General features: G+C 65.7%; 18 protein-coding genes. 12 read left to right on the top strand and 6 right to left on the bottom strand.

Annotated features, from left to right (window positions below; genetic code table 11):
• Positions 1-226: 226 nt before the first annotated feature.
• The 10 genes from ACFC14_RS18810 (at position 227) to ACFC14_RS18765 (ending at position 12,634) form a co-directional block, all read left to right on the top strand.
• Entirely contained in the window at positions 227-1,339 is a 1,113-nt protein-coding gene (locus ACFC14_RS18810) for a hypothetical protein (RefSeq protein WP_376108123.1), read from the top strand.
• A 37-nt stretch (positions 1,340-1,376) separates the two neighbouring features.
• Positions 1,377-2,861, top strand: a complete 1,485-nt coding sequence (locus ACFC14_RS18805; RefSeq protein WP_376108120.1) for an SCO6880 family protein — start codon at positions 1,377-1,379, stop codon at positions 2,859-2,861.
• On the top strand, positions 2,861-4,414 hold the full coding sequence (locus tag ACFC14_RS18800; protein WP_376108117.1) for a hypothetical protein: 1,554 nt from the start codon (positions 2,861-2,863) through the stop codon (positions 4,412-4,414). The genes ACFC14_RS18805 and ACFC14_RS18800 overlap by 1 nt, the downstream gene beginning before the upstream one ends.
• A 14-nt stretch (positions 4,415-4,428) precedes the next feature.
• Entirely contained in the window at positions 4,429-5,793 is a 1,365-nt protein-coding gene (locus tag ACFC14_RS18795) for a hypothetical protein (RefSeq protein ID WP_376108114.1), read from the top strand.
• Complete coding sequence (locus ACFC14_RS18790) at positions 5,790-7,625, top strand: type IV secretory system conjugative DNA transfer family protein (RefSeq protein ID WP_376108111.1); 1,836 nt, start codon at positions 5,790-5,792, stop codon at positions 7,623-7,625. Before ACFC14_RS18795 ends, ACFC14_RS18790 begins: the two co-directional genes overlap by 4 nt.
• Positions 7,626-7,672: 47 nt before the next feature.
• Complete coding sequence (locus ACFC14_RS18785; protein ID WP_376108108.1) at positions 7,673-8,032, top strand: hypothetical protein; 360 nt, start codon at positions 7,673-7,675, stop codon at positions 8,030-8,032.
• Entirely contained in the window at positions 8,029-8,505 is a 477-nt protein-coding gene (locus ACFC14_RS18780; protein ID WP_376108106.1) for a DUF4913 domain-containing protein, read from the top strand. The genes ACFC14_RS18785 and ACFC14_RS18780 overlap by 4 nt, the downstream gene beginning before the upstream one ends.
• A gap of 75 nt (positions 8,506-8,580) precedes the next feature.
• Positions 8,581-10,809 (top strand): DNA topoisomerase, encoded by a 2,229-nt coding sequence (locus ACFC14_RS18775; RefSeq protein ID WP_376108103.1) that lies wholly within the window; start codon positions 8,581-8,583, stop codon positions 10,807-10,809.
• A gap of 126 nt (positions 10,810-10,935) precedes the next feature.
• A complete protein-coding gene (locus ACFC14_RS18770) occupies positions 10,936-11,409 on the top strand; it encodes a single-stranded DNA-binding protein (protein ID WP_376108100.1) in 474 nt (157 codons plus the stop codon).
• 130 nt (positions 11,410-11,539) lie between these two features.
• Positions 11,540-12,634 (top strand): PIN domain-containing protein, encoded by a 1,095-nt coding sequence (locus tag ACFC14_RS18765; RefSeq protein WP_376108097.1) that lies wholly within the window; start codon positions 11,540-11,542, stop codon positions 12,632-12,634.
• A 47-nt stretch (positions 12,635-12,681) separates the two neighbouring features.
• Here the strand turns inward: ACFC14_RS18765 and ACFC14_RS18760 are convergent, their stop codons facing one another.
• Positions 12,682-16,419 carry an AAA family ATPase gene (locus ACFC14_RS18760; protein WP_376108094.1) on the bottom strand — a complete coding sequence of 1,246 codons (3,738 nt, stop codon included), beginning with the start codon at positions 16,417-16,419 and terminating at the stop codon, positions 12,682-12,684.
• Between the two features lie 518 nt (positions 16,420-16,937).
• On the opposite strand from ACFC14_RS18760, the gene ACFC14_RS18755 reads away from it, so the two are divergent.
• Both ACFC14_RS18755 and ACFC14_RS18750 read left to right on the top strand, forming a co-directional pair.
• On the top strand, positions 16,938-17,612 hold the full coding sequence (locus ACFC14_RS18755) for a hypothetical protein (RefSeq protein WP_376108091.1): 675 nt from the start codon (positions 16,938-16,940) through the stop codon (positions 17,610-17,612).
• A 143-nt stretch (positions 17,613-17,755) separates the two neighbouring features.
• A complete protein-coding gene (locus tag ACFC14_RS18750) occupies positions 17,756-22,762 on the top strand; it encodes a helicase-related protein (protein ID WP_376108088.1) in 5,007 nt (1,668 codons plus the stop codon).
• 137 nt (positions 22,763-22,899) lie between these two features.
• On the opposite strand, the gene ACFC14_RS18745 is transcribed toward ACFC14_RS18750, so the two are convergent.
• The 5 genes from ACFC14_RS18745 to ACFC14_RS18725 form a co-directional block, all read right to left on the bottom strand.
• Positions 22,900-23,172, bottom strand: coding sequence for a hypothetical protein (locus ACFC14_RS18745; protein WP_376108086.1), 273 nt, complete (start codon positions 23,170-23,172; stop codon positions 22,900-22,902).
• Positions 23,173-23,180: 8 nt separating this feature from the next.
• On the bottom strand, positions 23,181-23,417 hold the full coding sequence (gene nrdH, locus ACFC14_RS18740) for a glutaredoxin-like protein NrdH (RefSeq protein WP_376108083.1): 237 nt from the start codon (positions 23,415-23,417) through the stop codon (positions 23,181-23,183).
• 383 nt (positions 23,418-23,800) lie between these two features.
• Positions 23,801-24,442, bottom strand: coding sequence for a hypothetical protein (locus tag ACFC14_RS18735; RefSeq protein WP_376108080.1), 642 nt, complete (start codon positions 24,440-24,442; stop codon positions 23,801-23,803).
• 14 nt (positions 24,443-24,456) lie between these two features.
• Entirely contained in the window at positions 24,457-25,086 is a 630-nt protein-coding gene (locus ACFC14_RS18730; RefSeq protein ID WP_376108077.1) for a DUF6349 family protein, read from the bottom strand.
• On the bottom strand, positions 25,079-25,507 hold the full coding sequence (locus ACFC14_RS18725; RefSeq protein WP_376108074.1) for a hypothetical protein: 429 nt from the start codon (positions 25,505-25,507) through the stop codon (positions 25,079-25,081). The genes ACFC14_RS18730 and ACFC14_RS18725 overlap by 8 nt, the downstream gene beginning before the upstream one ends.
• Positions 25,508-25,920 lie beyond the last annotated feature (413 nt).

Raw genomic sequence — 25,920 nt, 5'->3', positions numbered from 1 at the left:
GGAGAACGGCCGGGGGGTTGCGGAGCTGGTCAATTGCACCGGCGCCACACCGGAAACGTCCGGGTCAGTCGAATGCTGGATCAACGTCGCCACATCGGTTGGCGACGAAACGACGGTGTGCACGTCCTCAACAGATCAGACACATCGAGACACGATCAACTTGGCGGCTACCAGCGGTGAGTCAGGTACTTTGCAGGGGCATTGCGGTCTTGGAGATGCCTCCTGTGTGATGTTCGAGGGATGGAGCCGTGCCCTGATCTCCGATGCCGTCGGAGGGCTCGTGGGTATCCTCGGCACCAGCCACTTCACCACGGAGGGCGCCCTCTGGGACGCCGCGGCAGGTGAGTGGTCCTACTGGGTGTGGGCGATCCTCGGGATCATGTTCTGCGCCACCGTGTGGTCCATCACACAGGCGATGTACTCCCGGGACCGGGCCGACATGGTCACTGCGATCTCCCGTTCGGTGGTCGCGTGGCCGATGATCTTCATCACCTTCTGGCTGGGAAGCCGCCTTGTCGGTTTCTTCGACGACTGGACCCTGTACACGCTCACGCGCGGAGAGTCGCTCGGGGGTATGTTCCGCCGGTTCTCGCAGATCATCTTCGCCGGCGGTGAAGGGCACTACTTCATGACGTTCCTGATCGCGCTGACGATCTGGATCGGCACCAAGCTGCTCCTGGTCGTCTTCTCGTTGCGGACCCTCGGGCTCGCGGCCCTTCTGATGGTGGGCCCGGTGGCCTGGATGCTGTTCGGCGTCAAGGGCATCGGCCAGCAGTGGGTCATCGGATACTTCTCGGCCGCGTTCACTCTGCTCCTGTCCGGGCCACTCACCATGGGTTTCGTCTCCTTGCTGATGACCGGGATCGGAAACCTCGACGTGTTGTGGTCGCCGGAAGCCTGGCCCCTGCTGCTGGGCCTGGTCCTGGTCGTGTTCGCTCCCTTCGCGGTGATGAGCATGTTCAGCTTCGCCGGGGCCGCAGCGGCAGACCGGCTCGGCGGTGCTGCCGGCAACGCGGGCCGCATGGGCATGAACGCGGCCCGCGGCGCCGGACGGAGTGGTTCCGGTGCGATCCGCCAGGCGATGCGATGGGCGCCCGCCGGCCGAACGAACCCGAGCGCAGCCGGACGCAAGGGCCAACGTTCCGGGATGCCCTCACAGGGTCCGGCGGGGCGCTCGAAGACGAACACGGGATCCAAGAAAACGACGGCACCTGGTGGATCTTCCTCCCGGCAGAGGACGCAGAAGCCAGGGAACGGAATGACGCCGGGAAGTGGCACCACACCGCCGGCGGGCCGCTCCACCCCACGATCGACGCGCCCCGCCGGCCGGAGGTCATAGACATGCACGCGCCGAACACCCCTGAGAAGGAGGCACGATGAGCGATTCGATCGAGAAGCCGGTACGGCTTCCTCCCCGGTCAAAGCAGGGAATGCTGCTGAGCCTTGATGGCGTGCAGGTCGCGACCCTCATCGTGGCTGTCGCGATCCTCTGGATCTTCGTCAGCGCGCTCGGACCGCTGGGCCTTCTTGCCGCAACTCCCCTCGCCGTCCCGATCGCCGCGGCCGCCGTGGTGCGGCTGCACGGTTTCCCCGCTCCCACAATGTTTGGATTCTGGCTCATGAAGAAACTACGCACATCGATGGGCGGAAACTCACAGAAGTTCCGCCCCGAGGCTGTCCAGCCGGTCGGCACTCTCCGCCTCCCCGGATCAGCCGCAAACCTGCAGATCTGGGACACGGACGGCCTAGCCACGGTCTACCAACCAGGGCGACGGGCCTCCGTGTCGATCACATGTGAATTGGAGGCTCCCGGGTTCTTGATGAAGGACATCGGGGAGCGTTACCAGCTGGCCGAACAGCTGTCCGCGGTACTGGCGTCGATGACTCAGCGGCAGGGCATCAAGCGGGTGGTGTTCCAAGAACGTACCTCTCCCACCACCATTCGGACGGCGCGGGAACAGTACGCCGAAGCTGCAACCCGACGGGGACGATCGGATGCTGCCGCCCAGAACTATCTGCAGGTGCTCGATGCGGCAGAACCGTTCGCGGTGGAACACCGCAACTTCATCACGGTGACCCTTGACCTGGTCTCCCTCGCCGGGCAGGTGAAGGCTCTCGGGGGAGGCAAGAAGGCCGCGCAGGCTGTCGCTCGTGTCGAAGCCCGCAACATCACCGACGCGCTGACACGGGCCGAGATCAAGGTTCGTCGATGGCTCACGCCCCGCGGTATGGCCGCTCTTGCCCGCACGGCATTCGACCCCGCCTTCCTCTCAACAGTGCAGAACCGCGATGACGAGCACGCCGGTGTGGATCTCACAGCCATCGGCCCAATCCACCTGGATGAGCCCGCCAAGAAGCACGACCGGGTGTACACCGACAGCGGAGTGCACACGACAATGTGGATTCACGAGTGGCCGCGCATGGACAGCCGGGTCGGTTTTGTCGAGCCGGTGGTGTTTTCGCGTGACCCGATGACCGGCGAAGCGGTCACCCACATTTTCTCCATCGTCGCGACCCCGATCCCCGTCTCCAAGGCGCTGAAGAACATCGCCCGGGAGAAGCGACTGTGGGAAGGCAATGCGAAGCTGCGCGCCAAGCGTGGTGAGAACGATTCGGCCGCCGATCGCGCCGACTGGGATGCGCTGATCGAGCGGGAAGACGAGATCCAGGCCGGACAGGGCATGTTCTCCTACGGCGGATACCTGACAATCACGGGAAAGGACGACGACAGCCTCGAAAGGGCCGTCGCGGGTGCCGGGAATGCGATGGGTCAGGTCGGAATGGAGGGACAGATCCTCTACTGCCAGCAACCAGAAGCACTGCTCACGAACGTTCTTCCTCTCGGATTGGGGATGAAGTGATGGCCCGTCAGACGGTGTACGTCACGCCCGCCGGTGCATCGCGTGAGGAGAAGCGTGCTGCGCGGAAAATGCTCCGCGCGCTCGCCCTGGAAGAGCGCCCCGACCCCGTCGACCCGAAAGACCTCCAGCTGCCGGCAGCGGCGGTGCCGGGGATCCTCGGGCCGGGCTTCGGTAATGGTGGCTACTGGAACATCGGTGCCCCCGGTGCCAGGGTTCCGGCTCATGAGGCGACCTCGAAGCATCTCGCCGGCATGTACCTGGCTGTCGCTGATGGGGGTAGCGGACATTCTGGTCCGGTATTGGCGTTGGATCTGAACGCCGATGGGCTGTTCCAGTTCACCCCGTGGGACGCATACAACGACAGTTCCGCTCGTGGGGCGTTCAGCACGAACATCGTCGTGCTGGGCGCTTATCGGGCCGGAAAGTCCGGCACGATCAAGACTCTCGTGTACCGGTCCATCGCCTTCGGGCATCAGGCGATCGTGCCCAGCGACTCGAAGGGCGAATGGGTGGCCCTCGCCGAGCACGTGGGCGGCACCGTGATTCGACTCGGCGCCGGGCGTGAAGTGCGGTTGAACCCGTTGGATCGCGGACCCCGCCGCTCCGGGGTGTCGGATGAGCAGGACGAGAAAATGGTGGAGCAGCGGCGGCGGACCACCCTGCAGTCGCTGGTGGAGACCGCTCACGGCAACCCGATCGGTGCGGAGGAGAACGCTGCGCTCGGACTTGCCTTGGATCGGGCGATCGCCGCGACAGACGACAACCCCACTCTCCGCGAGGTCCACACCCAGTTGGGCCTCATTCGTGGCGGTGCGGTCTCTGAGACCGAGACGGAGCTCATCGCCGCGGCGAGGACGCCCTGGTGGGAGCTCGAGCGTTTCGTCTCCGGCGACTTGTCCGGTCTTTTCGAGGACGCATCCACGGTGAGTTTCGACGAAGACTCCCCGCTGGTCGTTGTCGACACCAGTGAGCTGTTCGCACGGAGCGACCTGGTGGCGCAGCTGACGCAGGTGTGCACCACAGCGTGGGTGCAGGCAGTGCTGTCGGATAAGAACTCCGGCCGCACCCGGTACCTGATCCGTGAAGAGGGCTGGCGCGATATGACCAACATCAGAGCGTTGATGATGTTCCAGCAGTGGTTGAAACTCTCCCGTGACTACGGGATCGCGAACATCGTCTTGCTCCACAAGATGGGCGACCTGGACGCGGTCGGTGAGGCGGGCTCGAGGGAGCGAAGCCTGGCGTACTCGATCATCAACGACATCGAGAACAAATTCCTGTTCCGTGTGAACCAGCAGGGCAAGAAAGCCCTCGAGGAAAGACTCGATCTTCCCCCGTCGCATGTCGAGCTGATCGCGACGCTCGGCCGCGGCGAGTTCGTCGCCTACGTAGGCCAGTTCTCGTATGTCCTGGACTGCTTTTCGACGTCGACCGAGACCGAACGACAGCTGTTCGATACGGACAGCGCCATGAACGTCGGCGAGGTTGATGAGTTCATGGTCGACGAGCTCGAGCTCGACCAGCTGTGGCCGGTCTCTGAGGTGTTGACATGAGTGAGGTGGCATCGGTGGAATCCCCAACCAACAACTTGCCCGTGGGCGCTGACCCGGCGATCATCGCGGAAGGCGATCTTCCTCCGTTGCAAGCGCGAGCCACGCTCACCGGACAGCGCGCCGTCGTCGAAATCGAGGGCGCCGCAAGTGAGCTCGTGACGGCGTCGGATGGCCAGGATCTCCGTGCGGTCGTTGTCGAACATGTGACCCGCGCCTCCCGCGGACGCGGGCAGAACATCGAGTTGCGCACTCTCGGAGATCTCGGGGATCATCGGCTTCTCATCACTTCGGACGGAGATGCCACACGACTGGCGATCGCCGCGGCCGCCTCAGCGGAAACGGTCATCCAGGTCGATGACGAGTCGGCCCCGCTCAGCGCAGACACTTCATCGGTCGACCCGCAGGCGCTGTTCCGCGCCGAGCCGGCAACTGCCCTTCCCGTGGCTCCGCTCCCGGAGCCTTCGACGGCACGTGTGGGCCGAACGGTCGACGTGCCGGCTACTCCTGGGCGTTCCTTGCGTACCGCGGTGTCGTCGCTGGGTCGGCGACGCTCTGCCCAGAACGCTCCGGCCGGTGCGGACGATCGCCACGTGGTCGCGCAGCACCTACCCGGATGCCACAAGATCGCCGTGGTCAGTGCGATGGGCGGGCAGGGAGCGACAGTGACAACCGCGATGCTCGGTGCCGTGTTCGGTCGTCTCGGCGGCGGCGGCATACTGGCGTGGGACGATAGCGATGCTCTGGGGATGCTGGGCTGGCGCACCCAGCCGGGGGCGTTCAACGCCACGGTCACGGACATGCTCTCAGCGACCGAAGCGTTGCTCGCACCTGACGCCGGCGTATCCGCGATCGCGCGATACGTGCACCGGCAGACGACGGATCAGTATGACGTTCTGCGCCGATCCGGCCAGTTGTTTGGTGCCGGATCTCAGACAACCTCCAGCGACGTTGACCGTCTTCTCGCCGTCGCCGAACGGTACTACCGCATGGTGATCGTGGACACCGGAAAGAGCATCGGCGGGGAGAAGTGGGTGCAGCTGCTGGGCACGGCCGACCAACTGGTCGTCCCCGTTCTGGCCACCGTGGAGGCGGCCGAAGCGGCTCTCACCTTCTTGGACCAGCTGGCCGCCCGCGACGCACGGTCCGCGAAGCTCGTCGCGGCCGCCGTTGTCGTTCTCACCGAATGGCCGCTCCCGGTCAACAAGAACACCATGTCGGCGCTGTCATCCGCACTGGGAGAAACCGTGGGCGCCGTCGAAGTACTGAGGTTCGACGGCGCATTGAAGAGCGGAGATCTGCTGTTCGACCGCATGAACCGGGCCACGCAGGACACGTTCCTCGCCGTGGCGGCTCACGCTGCACGAGGGATGACGAAATGAGCTCCTCCAGAGGCGCATGGGCCTTGCTGAGTGTCCTACTCACCCTGGGCGCACTCGCGGGTCTCGCGACGGGTGCTGTCGCTGTGGTGACATCGATCGGTTGCGGGACAGGGCCCGTCGACGTCACACTCTTCACCGGCGCCACCGTTGTCTTCGGGGACGTCGACGCGGCCACCACCGCATCCGGATGCGTTCCTTCCCGGGGATGGGTCGTCGGCGTGACGATCGCGTTCATCGGGGCACTCACGGCACTTGTGATCGCGGGGATCTACGCGAACACGGTCCTCCGCAAATCCGACTGGTGGTTCATCCAGGAGATGCGCAACCGTGACGGGTTCGCGGAAGCACGGGAGATCTCGAAGCACCTCTCTGCGCGCGCTCTCAAGAAGCGGGGCGCGGATCTGCGCCCGCAGCTGGCGGATCAGCGTACCCCGGAGGCGGCCGACGTCGCATGGAAGGCCGGCATGTCTAGGTCCATGGAGATCTTCATCTCGGTGGAAGAGTCCGTTCTGCTGCTGGGGCCGCCGCGCTCCGGCAAGGGACTGCGGATCCTCATCGACGCGATCCTCGACTGGGTAGGACCGTTGGTCACGACGTCGACGACCACGGACAACCTGCGAGCGACACGGGCCCATCGGGCGACGCTCGGGAACGTGTACGTCTTCGACCCGCAGAAGCTGTCGGGAGAGAAGTCCCCGGTGAAGATCTCACCGATCACCGGATGCGATGACCCCCTCACCGCCGTCCAACGTGCGGCCGCGCTCGTCGCCGGCACCGGAATGGGGTCGGGGAAGAACGCGGAGTGGGCAGAGAAGGCGAAGACGCAACTGGCGGCGCTGCTGTGTGCGGCAGCGCTCGATCGCCGCACGGTACGGGATCTTGCCCGGTGGGGTGCGTCGCCGCAGCTCGCGAAGGAAGCCGTCGACGTGCTGCAGTCGCACCCGCTCGCCCCGATGGGGTGGGGAAGTGCCCTGGACAGCGTGCTGGACGAGAAACCGGAACTGCTCGGCAACATTTGGTTCGGTGTCTCCGGTGCGCTCGCACCGCTGCTGATTCCGGAGATCGCTGAAGCGATGCTCCCCGGCCCGGACGACACCGTCTTCGACCCAGACCAGTTCCTGCAGGGTCAGAACACGCTGTACCTGATCGGCACGAAGAGTGGTGCCGGGGCTGCGGGAGGGTTCCTGGCCGCGATGCTGGATGACATCGTGGAGCAGGCCCGACGGAAAGCCCTCGCGTCCCCGTCTTCCCGCCTCGACCCGCCGCTGGGGCTGATCCTCGACGAGATCGCGAACATCTTCAGCTGGCCGATGCTGCCCTCGCTCATGTCGGACGGGGGAGGCCGTGGCATCTGTGTCATCACGGTGCTGCAGACACGTCGGCAGGCAGAGGTGTCCTGGTCGGCGGCCGAGATGCATGCGGTGTTCGGGGCGGCGACCGTGACGATCCTGCTGGGCGGGTCCACCGACAACAACTACCTGTCGGAGATGGTGGCGCTGCTGGGAAACCGGGAGATCAAGCGCGGCTCGCAGACGTTCAGCGACCAGGGCACCAGCCAGCAGGAGCAAACGCATGAGGTTGCGTTGGTGACCGCATCGGAAATCCGCCGGCTGCCCGCACGGCTCGGACTGCTGGTGACGAAGAACCTCCGACCCGTACTGCTAGATCTGAGCAAGTGGACCGAACGAAATGACGTGAAGACCATCCTCGAAGGACGCCGTGCAACGACGTCCGCCCAACAGGAAGTGTTCGTCCAACAGGAGCGGGCCAAGCGGGAGCGCCACGGCTTGCTGGGCGCTCCGGCAGGCAACGCCGAGAGTGATCGATCATGAGCCGGTACGCTCGCATGACGCGCCGGCGGCGAGCAGGAAGAAGATACGTGACCGACTACCTCACCTCGACAGCCTGGTTCCGGCGACGGGACCAGTGGTTCGCGCTCGAGCTGGCCAGAGCCGGGAAGCTCGAATGCGGGGTGTGCATGAAGCCCTCCCGCAAACGTGAACTCGAGCTGCACCACCTGGACTACACCGGTGTCCAGCAGCTTCCGAACGGGCGCTGGGTGGCGGGAGAGAAGCACGAAGATCTGGTGTGTCTGCACCCCCGCTGCCACGAGTGGGTGCACCAGGCGCTCGACAACGACCCCGCATCCGGCGCGGCGATCACCCGGCGGGTGGCGAACGAGCGGGTGATCGCACGTCTGCGGAACAAGATCATCGGATACCTGGGCGGTCTTCGATGATCGACGACGACGCACCCGCATTCGATGAGGGCATGAGCCTGGACGACCTGGTCGCAAAACTCGGAGAGGATCCGGACTTCTCCGACCAGGCTCTCGCCGACCGCCACGGCACCACACCGCTGAATCCGCAGTTGACGATCAACTGGCGCGAGATCAACGACGAAGACCGCCCGGACGCGTGCCGCGAATTGGTCTCATGGGTGCACGACTGGCTGATCCCTCGGTACCAGGTGAAGGCCAAGGTGATCCCCGACTGCTGGTGGGAGCACTCCGAGTACATCGAGGAACTCTCAGCGCTTCACACCGCCTGGCTGGTCGCGTTCGATGCCGCCGACGGTGGGTGGGGGCCGATCGGTTGGCACGAACGGTACGCACTCGCGCAGACCCGATCACCGCTGAACAAGGAACGCTGCGCAGGGGAGCACCGTCCCGATCTGGAGCGAAGCATGCCAAAGGCACCCACGGTCTTCTGATCGTCGTTTCCGACCGTCGCCCCCAAGATCCTCCAGCCCGTCACTGTGACGGGCACAGAGTGATCAGGAGTCGAAATGGTTGTTGGGATCCTCACCGAGAAGCCGTCCGCGGCACGTCACCTGGCCGCCGCCCTCGGCGGAACCCGCGGCCATTTCAACGGCGAAGAGTTCGTGATCGCCCATGCGCGCGGGCACCTGTACGAGTTCGTCGACCCGCACCGTATGGTCCGGGATCCCGCTTTGCAGGCACAGTACAAGGCGTGGGATCTCGCCCATCTGCCGTGGGCGCCGGACGACTTCACCTGGCAGCTCGAGGCGGATGCTGACGCGGAGCCCGTGGCCCGCGAAGTGAAACGGACTCTCGCGGAGTGCGATGAGCTCGTGATCGCCACCGACGTCGACCCCTCGGGTGAGGGCGGCATGATCGCCGTGAATGCCTTCCGGGAACTCGACCTTCGCCCGACGTCGTGGTCGCGCATGTACTTCACCGATGAGGCAGCACCCTCTCTGCAACGCGCGTTCACCGAGCGCCGTCCGATCCTCTCGTTGGAGGACTTTGACGAGTACAAGAAGGCCGTGTACCGGTCCAAGTTCGACTTCCTGTCGATGCAGTGGACCCGGTGTGCGACCGTCCTCGCCCGCGGCACCGGCCGCGACGTGGTGCTGCGGCAGGGCCGGCTGAAATCGGCGATGGTGACGCTCGTCGGTGACCAGCTGAAAGCGCACCTTGAGTACGTCAAGCGCCCCTATTTCCAGAGCAGGTTCCGGGATGAGAACGGCGTCACGTACACGAATCAGAAGGAGCCCCGATTCGAGGATCGGGCGCTCGTGCCGCAGCAGTACGCAGCGGCACCGGTGGTCATCGACGACACGACAGTGAAGTACACGGCTCCGCCGAAGCTGCTCGACCTGGCGGCGCTGTCCGCGATGCTCGTGGGCAACGGCACGACCGCGAAGCAGGTGCTGGAGATCTACCAGCGGATGTATGAAGCGCAGGTGGTGTCGTACCCGCGCACCGAAGACAAGACCATCACCCCGGAGCAGTTCGCCGAACTCGCCCCGCTCATCAACAAGATCGCTGCGGTCGTCGACGTCGACCCCGGCATCCTCACGCGGCGTGTTCCTCGAGCAACCCACGTGAAGGCGCAGGGGGCGCATGGAGCGAACCGTCCCGGCCCGAACGTCCCCGCATCGCTTGACGACGTCGCCGGGCAGTTCGGACAGACCGGTCGAAAGATCTACGAGGTGCTGGCACGCAACTACCTCGCGATGCTCGCCGACGACTATGCGTACGAGCAGCAGAAGGGGCACCTGCAGACCTACCCGGAGTTCGTGGGCATCGCGAACGTCCCTCAGACCTCCGGGTGGAAGGTCGTGTTCGACCCCGACGCCGGCAAGGAGACCAAGGACGACTCCGCGTCAGACGACGGCGGCATCACGGACAGCACGGCCGGGCTCGGTACATCCGCCGCACCGTTCGTCTTCGAGGGCGCGAACAAGCGGCCGGAGCATCCGAGCATGAGCTGGCTGATGAAGCAGCTCGACAAGCGAGACGTCGGCACCGGCGCCACACGCACGTCGACATACAGCGACGTCACCAACACAGCCACCGCGCACCCTCTGCTCGAGGCGCAAGGCCGGAAGGTGACTCTCGCGGCGGCCGGGGCGATCAGCTGGCGACTGCTGCACGGAACCCGCATCGGAGATCTCACGCTCACCGAGAAGGTCTACGCCGACATGCGAGAGATCGCCGCCGGCACCGCGACCGCCGAAGAGCGCCTCACCGTGGTGGCCGAGTGGGTCCGGGAGGATATCGCGACGATGACGGCGAACGCTGCCGCCCTCGGAAGGAAGAAGGGCGTAGCCCCAGAGCGCGAGAAGACGGCCGGCACCTGGCAGGGATGCGAGGTGAGCTTCGCACGGGAGTGGGGAGGACATCGATTCACCGACGACGAAGTGGCCCGTCTTCTCGCCGGCGAGACGATCGAGTTCAACGCCCGCAGCGCACAAGGTACGACCTACGACGTGTTCGGCGCCCTCGCCGAGCAGCAGCACAAGGGCCGCACATTCGTCGGCTTCGCCAAGCAGGGATTCGGCAGGCGCGACGCCACAGGCGCGGCACTACCGCCCCGGCAGTGGTGTTCGCACACGTTCACGGCCGCGGAGCTCAAGCAGCTCATGACTGGTGAGGCCGTTGAGGCCACTGATTTCGTCAGCAAGAAGGGCAAGCGCTTCCGCTGCGTCGTCACCTTCGAAGAGGAGAAGAAGGGCGAGGGAAAGAAGATCATCGCTCGATTCCCCTGATAATCGTCGGCTCGCGACAGGCGCACCTCGTCTTCGACTCGATGATCGTCGAAAGCACGCGTTCGGGACAAGGTTCGGCAAGTGCGTCCCAGGAGGGGACGTCGTGACAGAAATGGATGGATCGACATGGCTGTGAAAGTACCGATCACCGTCGAGGGGAACCTCGGCAAGGATCCGGAGCTCGGTGAGAAGGATGGCCGCCCCTACGCGCGTCTCCTGGTCGTTGAGAACGATCGCCGGTTCAACGACCAGACGAAGGAATGGGAAGACGTCGGTGAACCGATCTTCCACAACACGGTCGTGTTCGGCCGCCTGGCGGAGAACGTCAAGGCGTCGCTGCGGGAGGGCAATGCCGTGGTCGTTTCCGGCGACCTGCACTTCACGTCCTATGAGAAGGACGGTCAGCGGCGTCAGGGCACGCAGATCGTGGCCTCAACCGTTGCGCCGTCGCTGAAATTCGCGACGGCGCAGGTGCAGCCGAACGCGAAGGCCCAGAAGCCGGCACTGAGCGCGGAGGCGTGGTCGACGCCGGCTGCCGAGGCCACGGGTCCGGTCGCGGTTCCTGATGCGGGGTGGGAGGTGGCCAACATCCCCCGCTAACCCGGGGTTGAGCACGAAGGGGCGTATGGATTCGTGGGATCCATACGCCCCTTCGGCATCTGCTGCGGCTGCACGAAAGGGGACTTGGATCGGCTCGGGTGCTGTTTTGTCCGGCCAGTAGTCTGGCGGGATGCTTCCGGTCATTGTCCTCGACAGCACCGCTCTTCACGGGCGAAACTCGCTCGCTGGAGCGAACGTCACGTTGCTCCTCGCGCTGGCAAAGATCGGTGAGATCAGGCTTGTGGTGCCCGAGGTGGTGTTGCTGGAGCTTTCGAGGCAGTGGGCCGAGGAGGTCGAGTCAGCGACAGCCGGCATTGGCCGATCCGTCGGGAAACTCAACGCGGCACTCCGCGACGTCGGGCACGAGCCGCTAGTCGTCGACGTGACGTCCCTCGATCGGTCAGTGTTCTATGACCACGTCTCGGCGCACCTCATGGGCAAGAGAGTCGAGATCATTCCGCCACCGCAGGTCTCCGTCGTCGATCTCATGCACAAAGACCTCGACGTCAGGAAGCCGTTTGTTCGCACCGGAAAGGGCTTCCGCGACGCTTTGACGTGGGAGACAATCAAGCAGCTCTGCAGCGGCCTGGCGGATCCAGCGAACTTGGTCGTCTTCGTCACTGACAATCACACGGACTTTTGCATCAAGGAGAACGGTCCGCTGCACCCCGATCTCCGAGCCGAGCTTCACCCCTCCCAGCGGTTCGACGTACTGCCTTCAATCAAAGCGCTACTCGAGCACACCGAGCTTGATCTCATCGTGAAGCGATTCCGCGTCCTCGAAGAGACCTTCACACCGACGCGTCTACTGGAACTGATCGACTTCGCCCTCTCCGAGCTGGTCGGTCAGGAGGTCTCTGACGCACTCGGCGTCTACGAAGGGGACGGACTGTATTCCGTGCCGATCAATGTCGGGCTGGACGGCGCTGCATTCGACGAGATCATGATCGACGAGAATTCGATTCAGTCCGATATCTACCGGGTCGGCAAAGACCTGACGATCCGGGTGACGGTGGAAACCGAATGCAGCTTCGACGGCTTCATCGACAAGAGCGACTACTTCGTATCCGACGATGAAGATGGGCTGTCTCTCCTCGAGGACTGGAATGACCACGTGTTCCGGGCCGGAGCTCGGCGAGAGGTCCGCTTCACGCTGAACGGATCGTTCACGGAAGACACGCTCGATACCTTGTCGCTCACCGTTGACGATGCAGTAGAAATCTGACGAAGGCGGAACCGAGGCATAGCCCTTCACGGTCCTCGCCGTTGCACTCAGCCCAGCGAGGGGCCTGTCGGGCGGTCGGGCGACGAGACGGGCTCGGGAGCTTCCGTCGCCGCGGCCCGTCGGGGCGCGTGACGCGCCTGTGTCTCGGCCGCGGCGCGGTCGGGCTGTGCGGAGAGTGTCTGGAGTTCCTTCGCGAGCTGCACCCGGGTTTCGATGTCGAGGATGTCACCGTCCGCGTCGATGCCGACCTCGAGCAGGGCGGTCAGAGACTCGACACGGGCGGCGTTCGCTGCAGCGTCTGCAGCCAGTTGTTCACGGAAAGAGTGCTCCCGCGCGACCGCTTGGGCGAGACGGGTGAGTTTCGTGTGGCGGTCGACAACCTGGTCGTAACCGGCCTGTGCGTCTTCGAGGAGGGCGGTGATGCGTTCGCGGTGTTCGGGGGTGAGGGCGATCCCATCAGGTCCGGCGTCGGTACGCAGCATCGTCTGCACGGCAGCGATCTTCTCGGCTCGGCGATCGCGCTCTCCTGCGACCTCGTCGAGTTCGTTCTTCGTCGCGATCGCCTTCGCACCCAGCGCAGTGACCTTTCCGAGGGGACGGCGGGCGCGGTCGTCCCAGGCGGGGATCTCGTTCGCGAAGCGTGTGCGGATGGCGCGACGGCGGGCGTCGTCCTCGTAGGCGGTGACATCGGGGCCGAGGCGTTCACGGATCGCGCTCTCGCGCTGCAGGTCGTTAATGCGACGGGTGATCTTCCCGTACGCACGCGACAGATCGGCGCGCTCCGCTCGGGCGGCCGCGAGTCGCGCATCCAGGGCGTCCTTCGCCGGGAGCAGGAGAGGGGCCGGCGCGTTGTCGTGGTCGCTGATCGCGATGGCGTGGCTGACCGCGTCCCAGGTGGCGATCTTAACGTTCAGTTCGTCGAGGGCGTCCTGGTCGACGCTGATGGTGTCGCCGAGACGGGCGATCTGTTCGTAGAGGCTCTTCTCCTGGTCGACGGCATCGGCAAGGAGCTCGTCGATCCGCGCCCAGGTTCCCAGGGGGCGGGCCGTGCGGTCATGCCACGGTGCCGGCGTCCCGTCATCGGTCACGGGCGTGTCAGCGCGGCGGGCTGCGCGAGAGAGCTCCAGACGTGCGGCGGTGCGCGCATCGTCCAGGGTCGCTTCGATGCGACCGCGCTGCATGGTCTCGACGAGCTGCGCGCGGGCCTCTCGGTTGCTGTCCGCTACGAGAATCGCAGCGTTGTGGAGCCGCCCACGGGTCAGCCCGACGTAGAGGCCGGCGGCGTCGACGCCGGGCCCGACGAGCGCCCGGTCTGTGGTCTCTCCCTGCACGCCGTGCACTGTCGCAGCGTAGGAGAGGTGCGCGTGGTCGGTCAGGTAGTCGCCGTCGACGTCGCGGGTCATGCCGGGATCCTCGACGGAGACCAGCCGCGCGGTCAGCACTGTGCCATCGCGGGTGGTGGTGACGTCGCTGATCGTCCACTGCTGCCGGTTCTCGACGTCGTGGTAGCGGTGATTGCGCCGGGTTTGGATGATGTCGCCGATGTAGGCGACCTGACCGCCCTGCAGTCCGACGGGGCGAGTGATGTCCAAGTGGCCGGCCTGGATGCGGCGGGCTTGGATGGTCTCGCTGATGGTCTGCGATTCCTCGTGCGTCGCGGTCACGAGTGCGATGCGTTCCCCAGCCGCATGTCCACTCAGCCACGCCTCGACCATGTGTGCGCGGGCGTCGTGGTCGGTGGTGACGACGACAGCGTGGCCGGTCTCGATGATCTCGTGCGCGACAGTGTTCGCGTTCGTGCCGGGATCACGCACCCGAAGCGACAGCTCGGCCCAGGCAGTGTCTTTCGTGGGTTGACCGTTTTCGTCGGTGGTGAGGAAGCGGTGTACGGACGAGAGTTCCACGACCGCGGTGGAACGGGTACGCATCAGCGACATGGCTCCGGAGTGTCCGACCGGGAGGGCTTGGAGATGATCGCCGACCATCGCGATCCCGACGCCGGTGTCGCGCGTGATCGCGGCGAGGGCGTTGGCGGTGTGCAGGTCGACCATGCCGGCCTCGTCGACGACGATCCGGTCGCCCCGCTCGAGCGGGAACCGTCGCGGGCCGGTGTACTCAGTCCCCGTGACAGGGTCAATCTGGCCGGGCACGAGTCGGGTCCATACCTGGCCGGTGGGGGAGTCTTCCCACCGGAACCCCCAGTCCAGGAGCAGGCCGTGCAGACTCGATGCTTTCGCGCCGGTCTCTCGGCCCGCCACGCTGGCGGCCTTTTTCGTCGGTGCGACGACGACCATGCGTCGTCCTTGGTTCTCGAGCAGTCGACGTGCCACTTGCAGCATGGTGGTCTTGCCCGTACCGGCGGGGCCGGTCACGGTCACGAGTCGGTCCGTGCCCGCGATCGCTGCGGCCGCGTCGGCCTGGCCCGCATCGAGGGTGCGCCCGGCCGGGAGGGTGGCCGCGGCGACCTCGGCCACGGTGTCCGAGGGGATGACCTCACCGGGGGCGGACAGTTTCTCGAAGGTGTCCGCGAGGGCGAGCTTCGCCCCGGCTGTGCGGGTGGCCATCCGGTGCTTGACGTGACCGGGCATGTCCGGGTCCTCTACGACCTGGACGGTGGATCCCGTGGCTGCACGCGCGGTCACGTCCTCGATCAGCTCGGTCAGCTGCGCCCGGTCAGCGACAACGCCGGCTGCGGCCAACGCACGGACAACCCCTGCACGGAGGTCGAAGTCGCTGAACCGGCCGCCAGTTCCGGCTGCGCGGTTGTCCGCGTCCGCGACCGCTCGGGCAGCGAGGTCGTCCCGGTCAATGTCCGCGATCGCCACCGACGTGACCGGTGCGGGCGGACGTCCGCCGGCGGCGACGGCCGCAGGGTCGATGTCCGCGATCTCGCGGCGGACGGTGTCGAGCCATTCGTCCTCGTCGACGTGGCCAGGCTTGTCCGGGCGTTGGTGCGCCCATGCCCACCGGTCAATGGCCGTGAGGACGTCGCGGTCCGGTTCCTGGCCGGGATTCTCTGCCCGCCACGCGGCCAGGCGGACAGCCTTGTTGGCCTCGATCTGGTTCGACCGACGCGACAGTGGCCGGACAACCGTGGCCAACTGTTCGATCTCGCCGTCGTCGCCGATCGTGTAGCCCTTCGCGGCGAGGGCGGCCACCCACTCGGGGTCTGTCCGTGCGGCCAGTTCCCCTTCCGCGTTGACCACGTTCTGGAACCGGAGCATCACCCGGGAGTCGATCGATGACCACTTCCCGTCGACGCCGAGAACCTTCGCGTTCAACCACAGATGGCGGTGCTTGTGTGCGTCGAGGGCGCGGGAGCGTTCGTGGCGCAGCTCAACGACTTCGATCTGCGCGAGGTCCATGCGTTCCCGGCCGGCCTGACCGCGGCGGCTATTGAGCTCTTCCCGCCACATCGTGATGATCCGGTCCCGGAGCCGGTCCTGCAGCGCCTCGTAGGCGTCGTTAAGTTCGGGGTCGAGGACCGCGGCGAGGCTGAAACTCTTCGGGGCGTTGATCGTGGCATCGAACACCAGGTCGGTGGCGGGGGAGGAGAGGTCGCGGCCGCGGCGTTCCCCGGTATCCGGGTCGGAACCGGAGAACCAGGTCTGCAGCTCGTCGACGTTGAGCCGATCCAGGGCGATGCCCGCATCGGTGACGACGAACCGGTCCACGGTCGCGCCGGCGTAGCGCGCCGCGGCGATCGTGCCCTGGGTGCTGTCGACTTCGCGATCGTGCCCGGCGTCGCAGGCACCACCGAAAGCGTAGGCGGCTGCGGAGGTCACGCCGGAGACTCCGACGCCCTTTTTCCACCGTGCAACACCACCCCGCATAAGGCCAGCGTAGCGGCCTTTCACTCATAGTGCCTGCGTGCATCAAGTTCTGTTTCTTCGTGTGGGACTGCTAGCGTGCTGGGTATGGCTAGTCGTCGGAGCTGGGTTGCTGGGTCTTCGGATCTGTCGATCAGTTGTGTTCTGGGGGCTGGTTGTGATTTCGCGCGTGTTCCTTGCCTTGTCGTCTCCGGATCTCGGTTCGTCGTCCCCCACACAGGGGAGGGCGTCCTGCAGTCGGGTGTTGTGGCCGCATCTCTCTTCCTGAACGCGAGGAATGATGGCCCGACGTACCCGCCGCACCACCGGCACCGATTGGCAGCAGCCAGAACTCGACCTGTGGGGGCTCTCCGATTCGGAAGCCGACGCCACGGTGGAGGCCACACGGACCGCCCCGCCGACCGAGCGGGAGCGCGAGCTTGCCGGACTGCTGGACTTCAGCGCCGGGCAGTCATCGGAGGAAGGACGCGACCATGACCCAGCACGATCCGCACAACCACGAGCAGTGGGCGTTGTCGACCACACCGGAAGCACAGACCGAGATGGAGAAGCTCTTCCGGAGCGGTCGAGTAGAGATGACTCCCCGTACCGACCCGGAGCTGGTCCGCATGCTGTCGGGCACCGATCCGGCAGGGGAGTCGTACTTGGAGAAGGTCGGGCGGATCAACAACGCCCGGACGCGGGCGACGGAGATCGCGATGGCGGACCTGCCGCGTCCGGTCGATCAGGACGACTGGGAGCACCGGTTCGAGATCTGGCAGGGCGGGCACCCGTTCAGGGTGCTGCTGCGCGAGTTCCACAGGGCGATGGACGAGATCGAGGACCGGACGCCGGAGACTCCGGAGGACGAGACGGCGCAGACAGCCGACGCGACGTCGACGAAGACCTGGTTGCTGTCCGACCTGGAACGGGCGGGCCTTCCCACGCATCTGGCCGAGCAGTGCCTGCAGCCGACCCCGGTCGAGGGGACGGACGTGGCGACATGGCAGACGCCGGCGTCGGCCGACGCCGCGATCACGACGCTGCTTCGGGGGCAGTGGGAGTCGCTGGCAATCGCGACGCGGGAGGCGGCCTGGGACGCGCCGTCGGACGGAGCGGACTACTACCAGGCGACGCAGCGCGTGGCACAGGGACTGCCCCGCTTCTAACCGCACCCCGGTTCACCCCCGGCTCTCAAGAGGATCTCGCACCCTCGGGCGCGAAGGCCCGCTACGAGGCGAACGTCACCGCGATCCGCCTCGCGAACGCCCTCGCCGTAGAGGACCGTGCGGCAACGGCCGCGGAGCAGGCCGTGCTGGCACGGTACGGATCCTGGGGTGCCGTCCCGGACGTGTTCGACCTCCGCAAAGACAACTGGGATGCCGAGCGCGTCGAGCTGCTCCGGCTGCTCGGCCATGAAGCATACGACGCTGCGGCGATGACGACCATCAACGCCCACTTCACGGACCCGGCGTACGTGCGGGAGATCTGGGCTGGGCTGGAGCGGCTCGGCTTCGACGGGGGACGGGTGCTGGAGCCCGGCGCCGGTGCTGGGACCTTCATCGGCCTCGCACCTGCGTCGGCCGAGATGATCGGTGTGGAGATCGACCCGACCACCGCTGCGATCGCGACCGCCCTGTACCCGCACGCGGATATCCGGGCGGAGTCGTTCGTGGACACGAACCTTCGAGGGCAGCTCGTCGACGCCGTGGTGGGGAACGTGCCGTTCGCGAACGTGCAGCTGCACGACCCGGTGCACAATCCCGATCGCCGGCACTCGATGCACAACCACTTCATCCTGAAGTCTCTGGCCCTCACCCGCCCGGGGGGAATCGTCGCCGTCCTGTCGTCGTCGTTCACTCTCGATGCCGGCAACCCTGGTGCCCGCCGGGAGATGAACAAGCTCGCCGATCTGGTTGGTGCGGTTCGTCTGCCCACCGGGGCGCACAAGCGCGCCGCGGGCACCGAGGTCGTCACCGACCTGCTCATCTTCCGTCGCCGCGAGGCAGGCGTCCCCCCGCGCGACCGCACCTGGGAGACCGTTACTGCCCGTCACGTCGACGGGGAGACGGTGCACCTGAACAGTTACTTCGACACCCGCCCGGAGAACATCCTCGGCGACGTGCACGCCAGTCACGGCATGCATGGCAGCGCCACACTCCACATCGCCTCCCACCTGGACACAGTGCCTGCACGTCTCCGGCAGGCGATCGACGGGATCGTCGCCGACGCGACCGCACACGACCAACTGCTCACCCCACGCACCGCGGCCGCGGTCGTCGACGTCGCGCCGCGGCGCGTGGCCGACGAGGCTCTCTGGGAAGGGTCGATCGTCCTCGACGGCGACGGGTTCGCGACCGTCGAGGACGGGATGCTCACCCCCCTCAAAGTCGCGAAGAAGAACACCGCCGAGCTGCGACTGTTGCTCGAGCTGCGCGACCTAGCAAAGCAGCTGCTCGAGTTGGAAGCCTCCACCCTCGACGACACCACCGAGATCGACTTCGCGCGTGCCACACTGCGCGACCGGTACCGGGCATATGCGGGCAAGTACGGGCCGATCAACCGGTACAGCTATGCGTCCAACGGCGCACGGATCACCCCGGAAGCACCGCGCAAGATGCTGCTGGACCCGTTCGGGCCTCCGGTGCTCGCGCTCGAGCTGTTCGATGACGAGGAGCAGACCGCCACCGAGGCGGCGATCCTGAGCGGCCGAGTCATTGCCCCACGGCCGCTCAAGGAAGGCACCGACAGCCCGGCCGAGGCGATCACGTTGAGCATGGAGCGTCACGGCCGTGTTCAGCTCGACACGATCGCCTACCTGCTCGGCACGTCTGAGACCGAGGCGAGGGAGCAACTGGGCGACCTGGTCTACGACGACCCCGAGGATTCCGACCGGATCATTCCCGCTGCCGAGTACCTGTCGGGGAACATCGCCGAACGTCTCGACGTCGCCCGCGCCGCGGCCGAGACCGACCCGGACCGGTACGGGGTGAACGTGACCGCCCTCGTCAAGGTGTTGCCGGCACCGATGCTGCCGGAGGAGATCGAACCGCGCATCGCCGCGGTGTGGATCGACCCGGCCACGCATCAGCAGTTCTTCCGTGAGCTGCTGCGCAACAACCACCTCCATGTCGCCTCCCCGCTCCCGGGATCCTGGGAGGTCACGGGCGGCACGAAGTACGGGGTGCTGTCGACGGAGACGTGGGGCACGGAGCAGAAGCCTGCTCACGAGCTGATCCGGTCGCTGCTGAACCAGACGCCGATCAAGGTGGAACGTGAGGTCGAGTTCGGGGACCGGACCACGAAGATGATCGATCCGGAAGCGACCGCGGCCGCGATCGCGAAAGCGGAAGAGATCCAGGAGCGATTTGCGGAGTGGGTGTGGGAGGATCCCGAACGCTCCGCACGTCTGGCGGCCGAGTACAACCGGCGCTTCAACTCGATCGTGCTGCGCAACTACGACCAGGCCGGCGACTTCCTCACCTTCCCCGGCATGGTCGAAGGGTTCCGTCCCCGCCCGCACCAGCGGGCCGCGGTCGCGCGTGTCATCAGCGAACCCGCGGTCGGCCTGTTCCACCAGGTCGGGGCGGGCAAGACCGCCGAGATGGTCATGGGGGCAATGGAGCTTAAGCGGATGGGCCTGGTCAACAAGCCTGCCGTGGTGGTCCCGAACCACATGCTGAAGCAGTTCGCGCGGGAGTGGTTGCAGATCTACCCGCAGGCCAGGATCCTCGCTGCGGGTACGGCAGATCTGGAGAAGGACAAGCGCCGGCTGTTCGTCGCACGCGCTGCGGCGAACGACTGGGATGCGGTCGTTCTCACCCAGACCGCATTCCAGTCTCTGCCCCTGTCGCCGGAGGCGACCGAAAGGTACATCCGCACCGAACTCTTCGCGTACAACGAGGCACTGCTGGCGGCACAGGAGGCGGGCCTCGAAGGGACGAGCGTGAAGAAGATCCAGAAGGCGATCGCGAGCCGCACCGAGGCGCTCAAGTCACAGTCCGCAATCACCCGGGATGCGGGGATCGGATTCGAGCAGACCGGGATCGACTACCTGTTCGTCGACGAGGCGCACCTGTACAAGAGCCTGTTCACGCCGACGTCGCTGGATGTGGCACCGAACCCGTCGAAGAAGGCCACCGACCTGCACATGAAGCTCGGCCTGCTGCGCGAGCGCAACGGCGACCGGGTCGGCACCCTGGCCACGGCGACCCCGCTAGCCAACAGCATCGTCGAGGCGTTCACGATGCAACGGTATCTGCGACCAGATCTGTTGCACGCGGCGGGGATCCGCACGTTCGACGAATGGGCGGCAACGTTCGCAACCGTGGCCTCCGACGTGGAGGTCGACGTCGCGGGCCGGCTGAAGATGAAGTCGCGTCTGGCGAAGTTCCAGAACGTGCCGGAGATGCTGCGCATGTGGCACGTGTCCGCGGACGTGAAAACGCAGGAGGACCTCAACCTCCCAGTCCCGACGCTCGTGCCGCGTGAGGACGGGAAGAACCTCGCCGCGACGCACACGATCGCCCCCAGCGCCCAGCTGGTGGAGTTCTTCCAGCACCTGGCGGTGCGCGCCGACGAGGCGAAGGGGCACCGCCCGCAGGAAGGCGCGGACAACATGCTCGCGATCGCCACGGACGGACGCAAGGCCGCCGTCGACGCACAGCTGGCAGGGCTCCCCGCCGACACGAACTGGGTCACCAAGGCCGATGTCATCGCCGAGAAGGTCTACGGGATCTGGGAGCGCACACGCGATCGCGAATACGCGAACATGGAGACCGGGGAAACCTCGCCGATCAGGGGAGCGCTGCAACTGGTATTCAGCGACTACGGCACCCCCAACTCGGACGGCACGTACTCGATCTACGAGGACCTCCGTCAGAAGCTCGTCGACCGGGGGATGGATGCCTCATCGATCCGGTTCATGCACGAGGCGCGCAACGACCGGGAGAAGGATCAGCTGTTCACCGCCGCTCGCGCCGGGCACATCGCCGTCCTCATCGGGTCCACCGAGAAGATGGGTATGGGCACCAACGTGCAGGCCCGCGCGATCGCGCTGCACCACGTCGACTGCCCTTGGCGCCCGGCCGACGTCGAGCAACGCGAAGGGCGTGTGATCCGGCAGGGGAACCAGAACGTGGAGGTGGAGATCCACCGCTACGTCGTCGAGCGGTCTTTCGATGCGTTCATGTGGCAGACCGTGGAACGCAAGGCCCGGTTCATCGCCCAGGTTATGCGCGGTAGTCTCGATGCCCGCGAGATCGAAGACGTCGGGGATGCGGCGATCAGCGCCGCGGAGACGAAAGCGATCGCCACCGGAAACCCGCTGCTCCTCGACCAGGTGCAGACGAACGATGAGCTGCAGAAGCTGCGGCGCCTCGAGCGCGTCCACAACCGTTCCCAGTCGAACCTGGTCCGCTCCCGCGAGTACGCTCAGCGCCGCGACATCATGCTGCGCCGCGACATCACCGAGCTCGAGCGTGCGGCCTCCCAGGTCATCAATACGGCGGGGGAGCAGTTCGCGGTCGAGGTGAACTCCAACGGCGGATACGGACGCTCCTGGAGCAGGTACACGAAGCGGTCCGATGCCGCGCACGCGATCGGCCAATGGGCAGCCCAATCACGCATCGCCTACCGATCCACAACGATGCGACTCGGGGAGATCGCGAAGATCGGGGCGTTCACGATCGAAGCGCAGCTCCTCGCCGCCCCCGGGGTGACGGACGCGACCGTGAAGTTCACGATCGATGGCATCCCCGACGCGGAAGCGACAGCAACACGCAACGACGTCCTCGCGGGCAGCATCGGAGTCGTGACGAGAATCGAGAACCTGCAGGCCTCAATTCCGACCCTGCTGGACCGCACTCGCGAACTCCTCGTCGACAACGAGCTCAACCTCGCAGACGCCGAAAGACGCATCGGACAGTCTTTCAAACACGCTGAGCTGTTGACCGAAGTGCAGACCCGTGCTGACGCGATTGCAGCACAACTCGTCGAACTGGAACGCGCCGAAGATGCTCCCGTAGCTTCCTCTCACGCTGCGCTTCTCCCACAGATCCAGGACAACGACTGGTGGCGCGAACGTCCAGTGGCGGAGGTCCGTGAGCTCCTCAACAGTACGCACGACACCCGTGGTCAGGATCCCGCTGCGGCAGCTCTCTACGAGGCACTCAGCACGCAGGTGCGGAGCCGCTACCCAGCGGCCGTCGCACAGCACCTTGGACTGACATCGAGCATCGATCAGCCCCGTGGCAACATCCAGTGCGAAACCGGACCCGCGGTGGCATCGTATGAAGCGGGGATCCCCTCACTGAGATGACCGTTGTACCGAAGACAGCCCAGCCACCGGAAGCGTCTGGCCCCACCATGATGAACGGTCAGAGCGATTCCCTCCACCGACACGTCATACTCCTGCTCAGGCATCGTGGCTCCGAATCTCGTGGTTGGTGGGCGAGCTCATGCGACGCTCTGCTGTTCTTCGGTGTCCTGGGTTTCGGTGAACTCCAATTCGATGCGGGAGCGCCGACGGTACATGGTTTCGAGTTCGGTCTCGGAGTAGTTGGCTTTCATGTACCAGTGGTTGGTCTGGTGTTCCCAGTAGGCGACGTTGGCTCTGAGCTGCGCGTTCTCGGCTTCGAGGCGTTCGATTGCGTGTCGCATGTACTCGTATGTGGCCCATGAGATGTGCGGGCGCTCGACTTCCGACGTGGCGGGGCCGGTGGTGCTCATGGTCGGTTTCAAGCCGTGCGGGCGGCGAGCTCGTCGATTTTGTCGGGGCGGAACCCGGACCAGTGGCCGGCATCGGTGACGACGACGGGAGCCTGCAGGTAGCCGAGGGCTTTGACCTGCTCGAGCGCTGCAGGGTCTTGGGTCAGGTCGCGGATCTCGTAGGCGATGCCTTTGGCGTCGAACGCACGGTAGGTGGCGTTGCACTGGACGCAGCTGGGCTTGGCGTAGATGGTGATCGTCGTCATGGTGTTTTCCCTGGTTCCGTATGTCTCTTCCGTACTTCTATTGTACCGAAAGAGGCTCGAAACTGTCTAGTGTTTTTATGCTTTGAACTGGTGTTTTATGGTACGTTCGCGCCGGGGCTGCTGGTAGTTGTGCGGGCTGGGAGCCCCCGTGGCGCAACGTGGGATCTGGGGGAGCGGGCCGCCTGTTTGTCACCGAGGGTGCGGTGCGGTGCGGACGTTTCGTGGGGTGCATGGTTCGTGCCGAGGCTCTGCGAGTGGCTGTCTCACGAGATCCCCCGTCGTCTCCAGCTGAATGAACTCGTGTCGAGTGGGTCGTGAGGGATCTCGTCGCCGTGCCGATGCTCCGGGTTGGATTCTGACCCGGCGACGAGATCACCAGTCGGCTACAGTTCGAGCCCGGGCGCAGCAGTCTGCGTGGGGGTCGTGCTCGGGCCCGTGTCCTCGCGTGCGGTGCGAGGAGTGTGGCGTGAGGGCAGGAAGCGTTGCCCGAGGGTGACGAGTGCGGATTTGATCTTTGAGTTCTCAGACACGGCGTCCTGCAGCTGCTGCTCGGTCTCGCTGAGCTTGTTCGAGAGTCGGTTCACCTCTTTTGTCAGGGTGTCCGTGGTTCCCAGGGCGCGTCGGCTGATTCGATCGAGTGCGGCCTCGACGGGTGAGAGGTTCTCGGGGCGGGTTGCTTCGGCTTCGAGGCGGAACTGTTCGAGCCGTTCCCGGAGTTCCTGCTCGTGGATGTGACGGGTTACGTGATCCTCAGAGATGTCGGTGGAGTCGGCCCAACTGCTTCCTGTCCAGAGCTGTTCCTGCCAGCTGTAGCCCTCGAGTTCGCCGGTGAAGCCGGTCTCCCCCCAGAACTGGATCCGACGATGCTCTGGGAACTCGAAGACCTGGGCGAAGACGTCGTTCTCGTAGACGCGCCAATCCGTCACGTCTCGGGACTCCTGGCGGATCTGGTTCGCGAAGTCTGAGATGGCTGGCGTTGCGGTTGCGGCGTCCTGGTTGGGCTCGCCGGTGGTGTGTTCTGCCATGGTGTTGCCTTTCTTCATTGGGTGGTCTGGGGTGTGGCGATGTCGTATCCGCCGTAGGGGCTGTAGCCGGGGACGCATCGGCCGGGGCGGTCAGTGAGGATGGGTGCTCCGTCGATGCGGAACTCGGGCGGGTAGTGGGTTTCGAGCCAGGCGGCGAGGGCGGGTTTCATGGTCCGGGTGCCGGCTTGTCCGCGGAGTTTGGCGGGGAGGGTGGGGAGGTCGCGCCAGCCGGGCCAGGCGTGGTCGTGCCAGGCGATGACGGCTTCGCTTTCGTTGCTGCTGATGTGGTGCCAGGAGCAGTCGGGGCAGTTGGCTTGGTAGAGGAGGTCGCCGACGCAGGAGCAGGGGCCGATCATTTCCCACTGAGCGGCGAGGTAGGGGAAGCTGCAGCGGCAGCGGAGGTCTGTCTGGAGGAGGCAGAGGCGGTGGCCGGGTGCGGTGGCGCACCATCCGGTGGTGATGCCGAGGATCCACGTTCCGAAGGTGGGGTGATCTTTCGACCACTCGCTGCGAATCCGCGCAAGTTCCGTGCGCGCCTCGAGCAGCTGCTCGGGGGTGAAGTAGCGGCTGGTGAAACCGAGTGGGGCCGGGCCGGTGTAGGCGGGGCGGGTGATGTCTTCGAGGAGGTCGAGAAGGTCATACATGGCGAGCGACCTCCGCAGGGCAGGGGTGCACCTGGTGGGAGACTTCGCACCCGTTGGCGCAGTTCTCGTTGCGGCAGGGCCAGGTACCGAAGGTGGGCCAGTGGCAGCTCATGCAGGAGGCGACACGTTCGAACATCCAGCGCTGAGGCCAGCAGGTGCCGAAGCGTGCGATGGTGCCGTCGTCGAGGGCACCGTGCTCGATGACAAGGGCGTAGGCGTTGCGGACGGTGATGCCGCAGTGGGGGCAAGTGAGGCCCAGACACTGTTCCGCGTGGACGTAGTTGTCCATCGGGACGAGGTGTCCGCAATCGCGGCGGGGTGCATCCATCTCGGCGAGGAGACCCAGAAGATCTGTCGGCTGCTCCCGCCCTGTGCAGCGATCGACCGCCACCTGGTGTCGGGAACTCGTGTTGATGTTCATGGTCCTCCTCCTCGTTCTTTTTGCCTTGAAGGCACGTTTCGTGCCGTCAGGGAGAAGGACGGAGCGCAACCCGGAGGGCGGGGGAGGAGAGAATTTCGCCGCGGAATAAGCGCAGCGCGTGGCGAAAATCTCGGGGGAGCCGGCCCCACGTAGTGGGGCTTGCGTGGAGGACGCCGACCGTAGGATGCCGCAGGCTTCAAGGCAAAAAGAAAAGGGGTGCCGCGCGTGCGCGGCTCCATCGGGCCGCTCCGTCGGACCGCCGCGCCCGCCGGGCGCCCGTAGGTTCCCGGGCATCTCACACCTCCTCCCGGCAGTCACGAGACTCCGTGAAGAGTCCGTCGACGACCTTGCTCGGGGAAGTGCGGAGCGACGATCAGAACTGCTGGCGAATCAGCTGATATTCGCTGCCGGGT

Origin of the sequence: Microbacterium sp. NPDC055988, assembly GCF_042269505.1 — a bacterium.
GTDB lineage: Bacteria > Actinomycetota > Actinomycetes > Actinomycetales > Microbacteriaceae > Microbacterium.
Note: the sequence above shows the minus strand (reverse complement) of the source record. Positions and strands in the feature narration are given on the sequence as shown.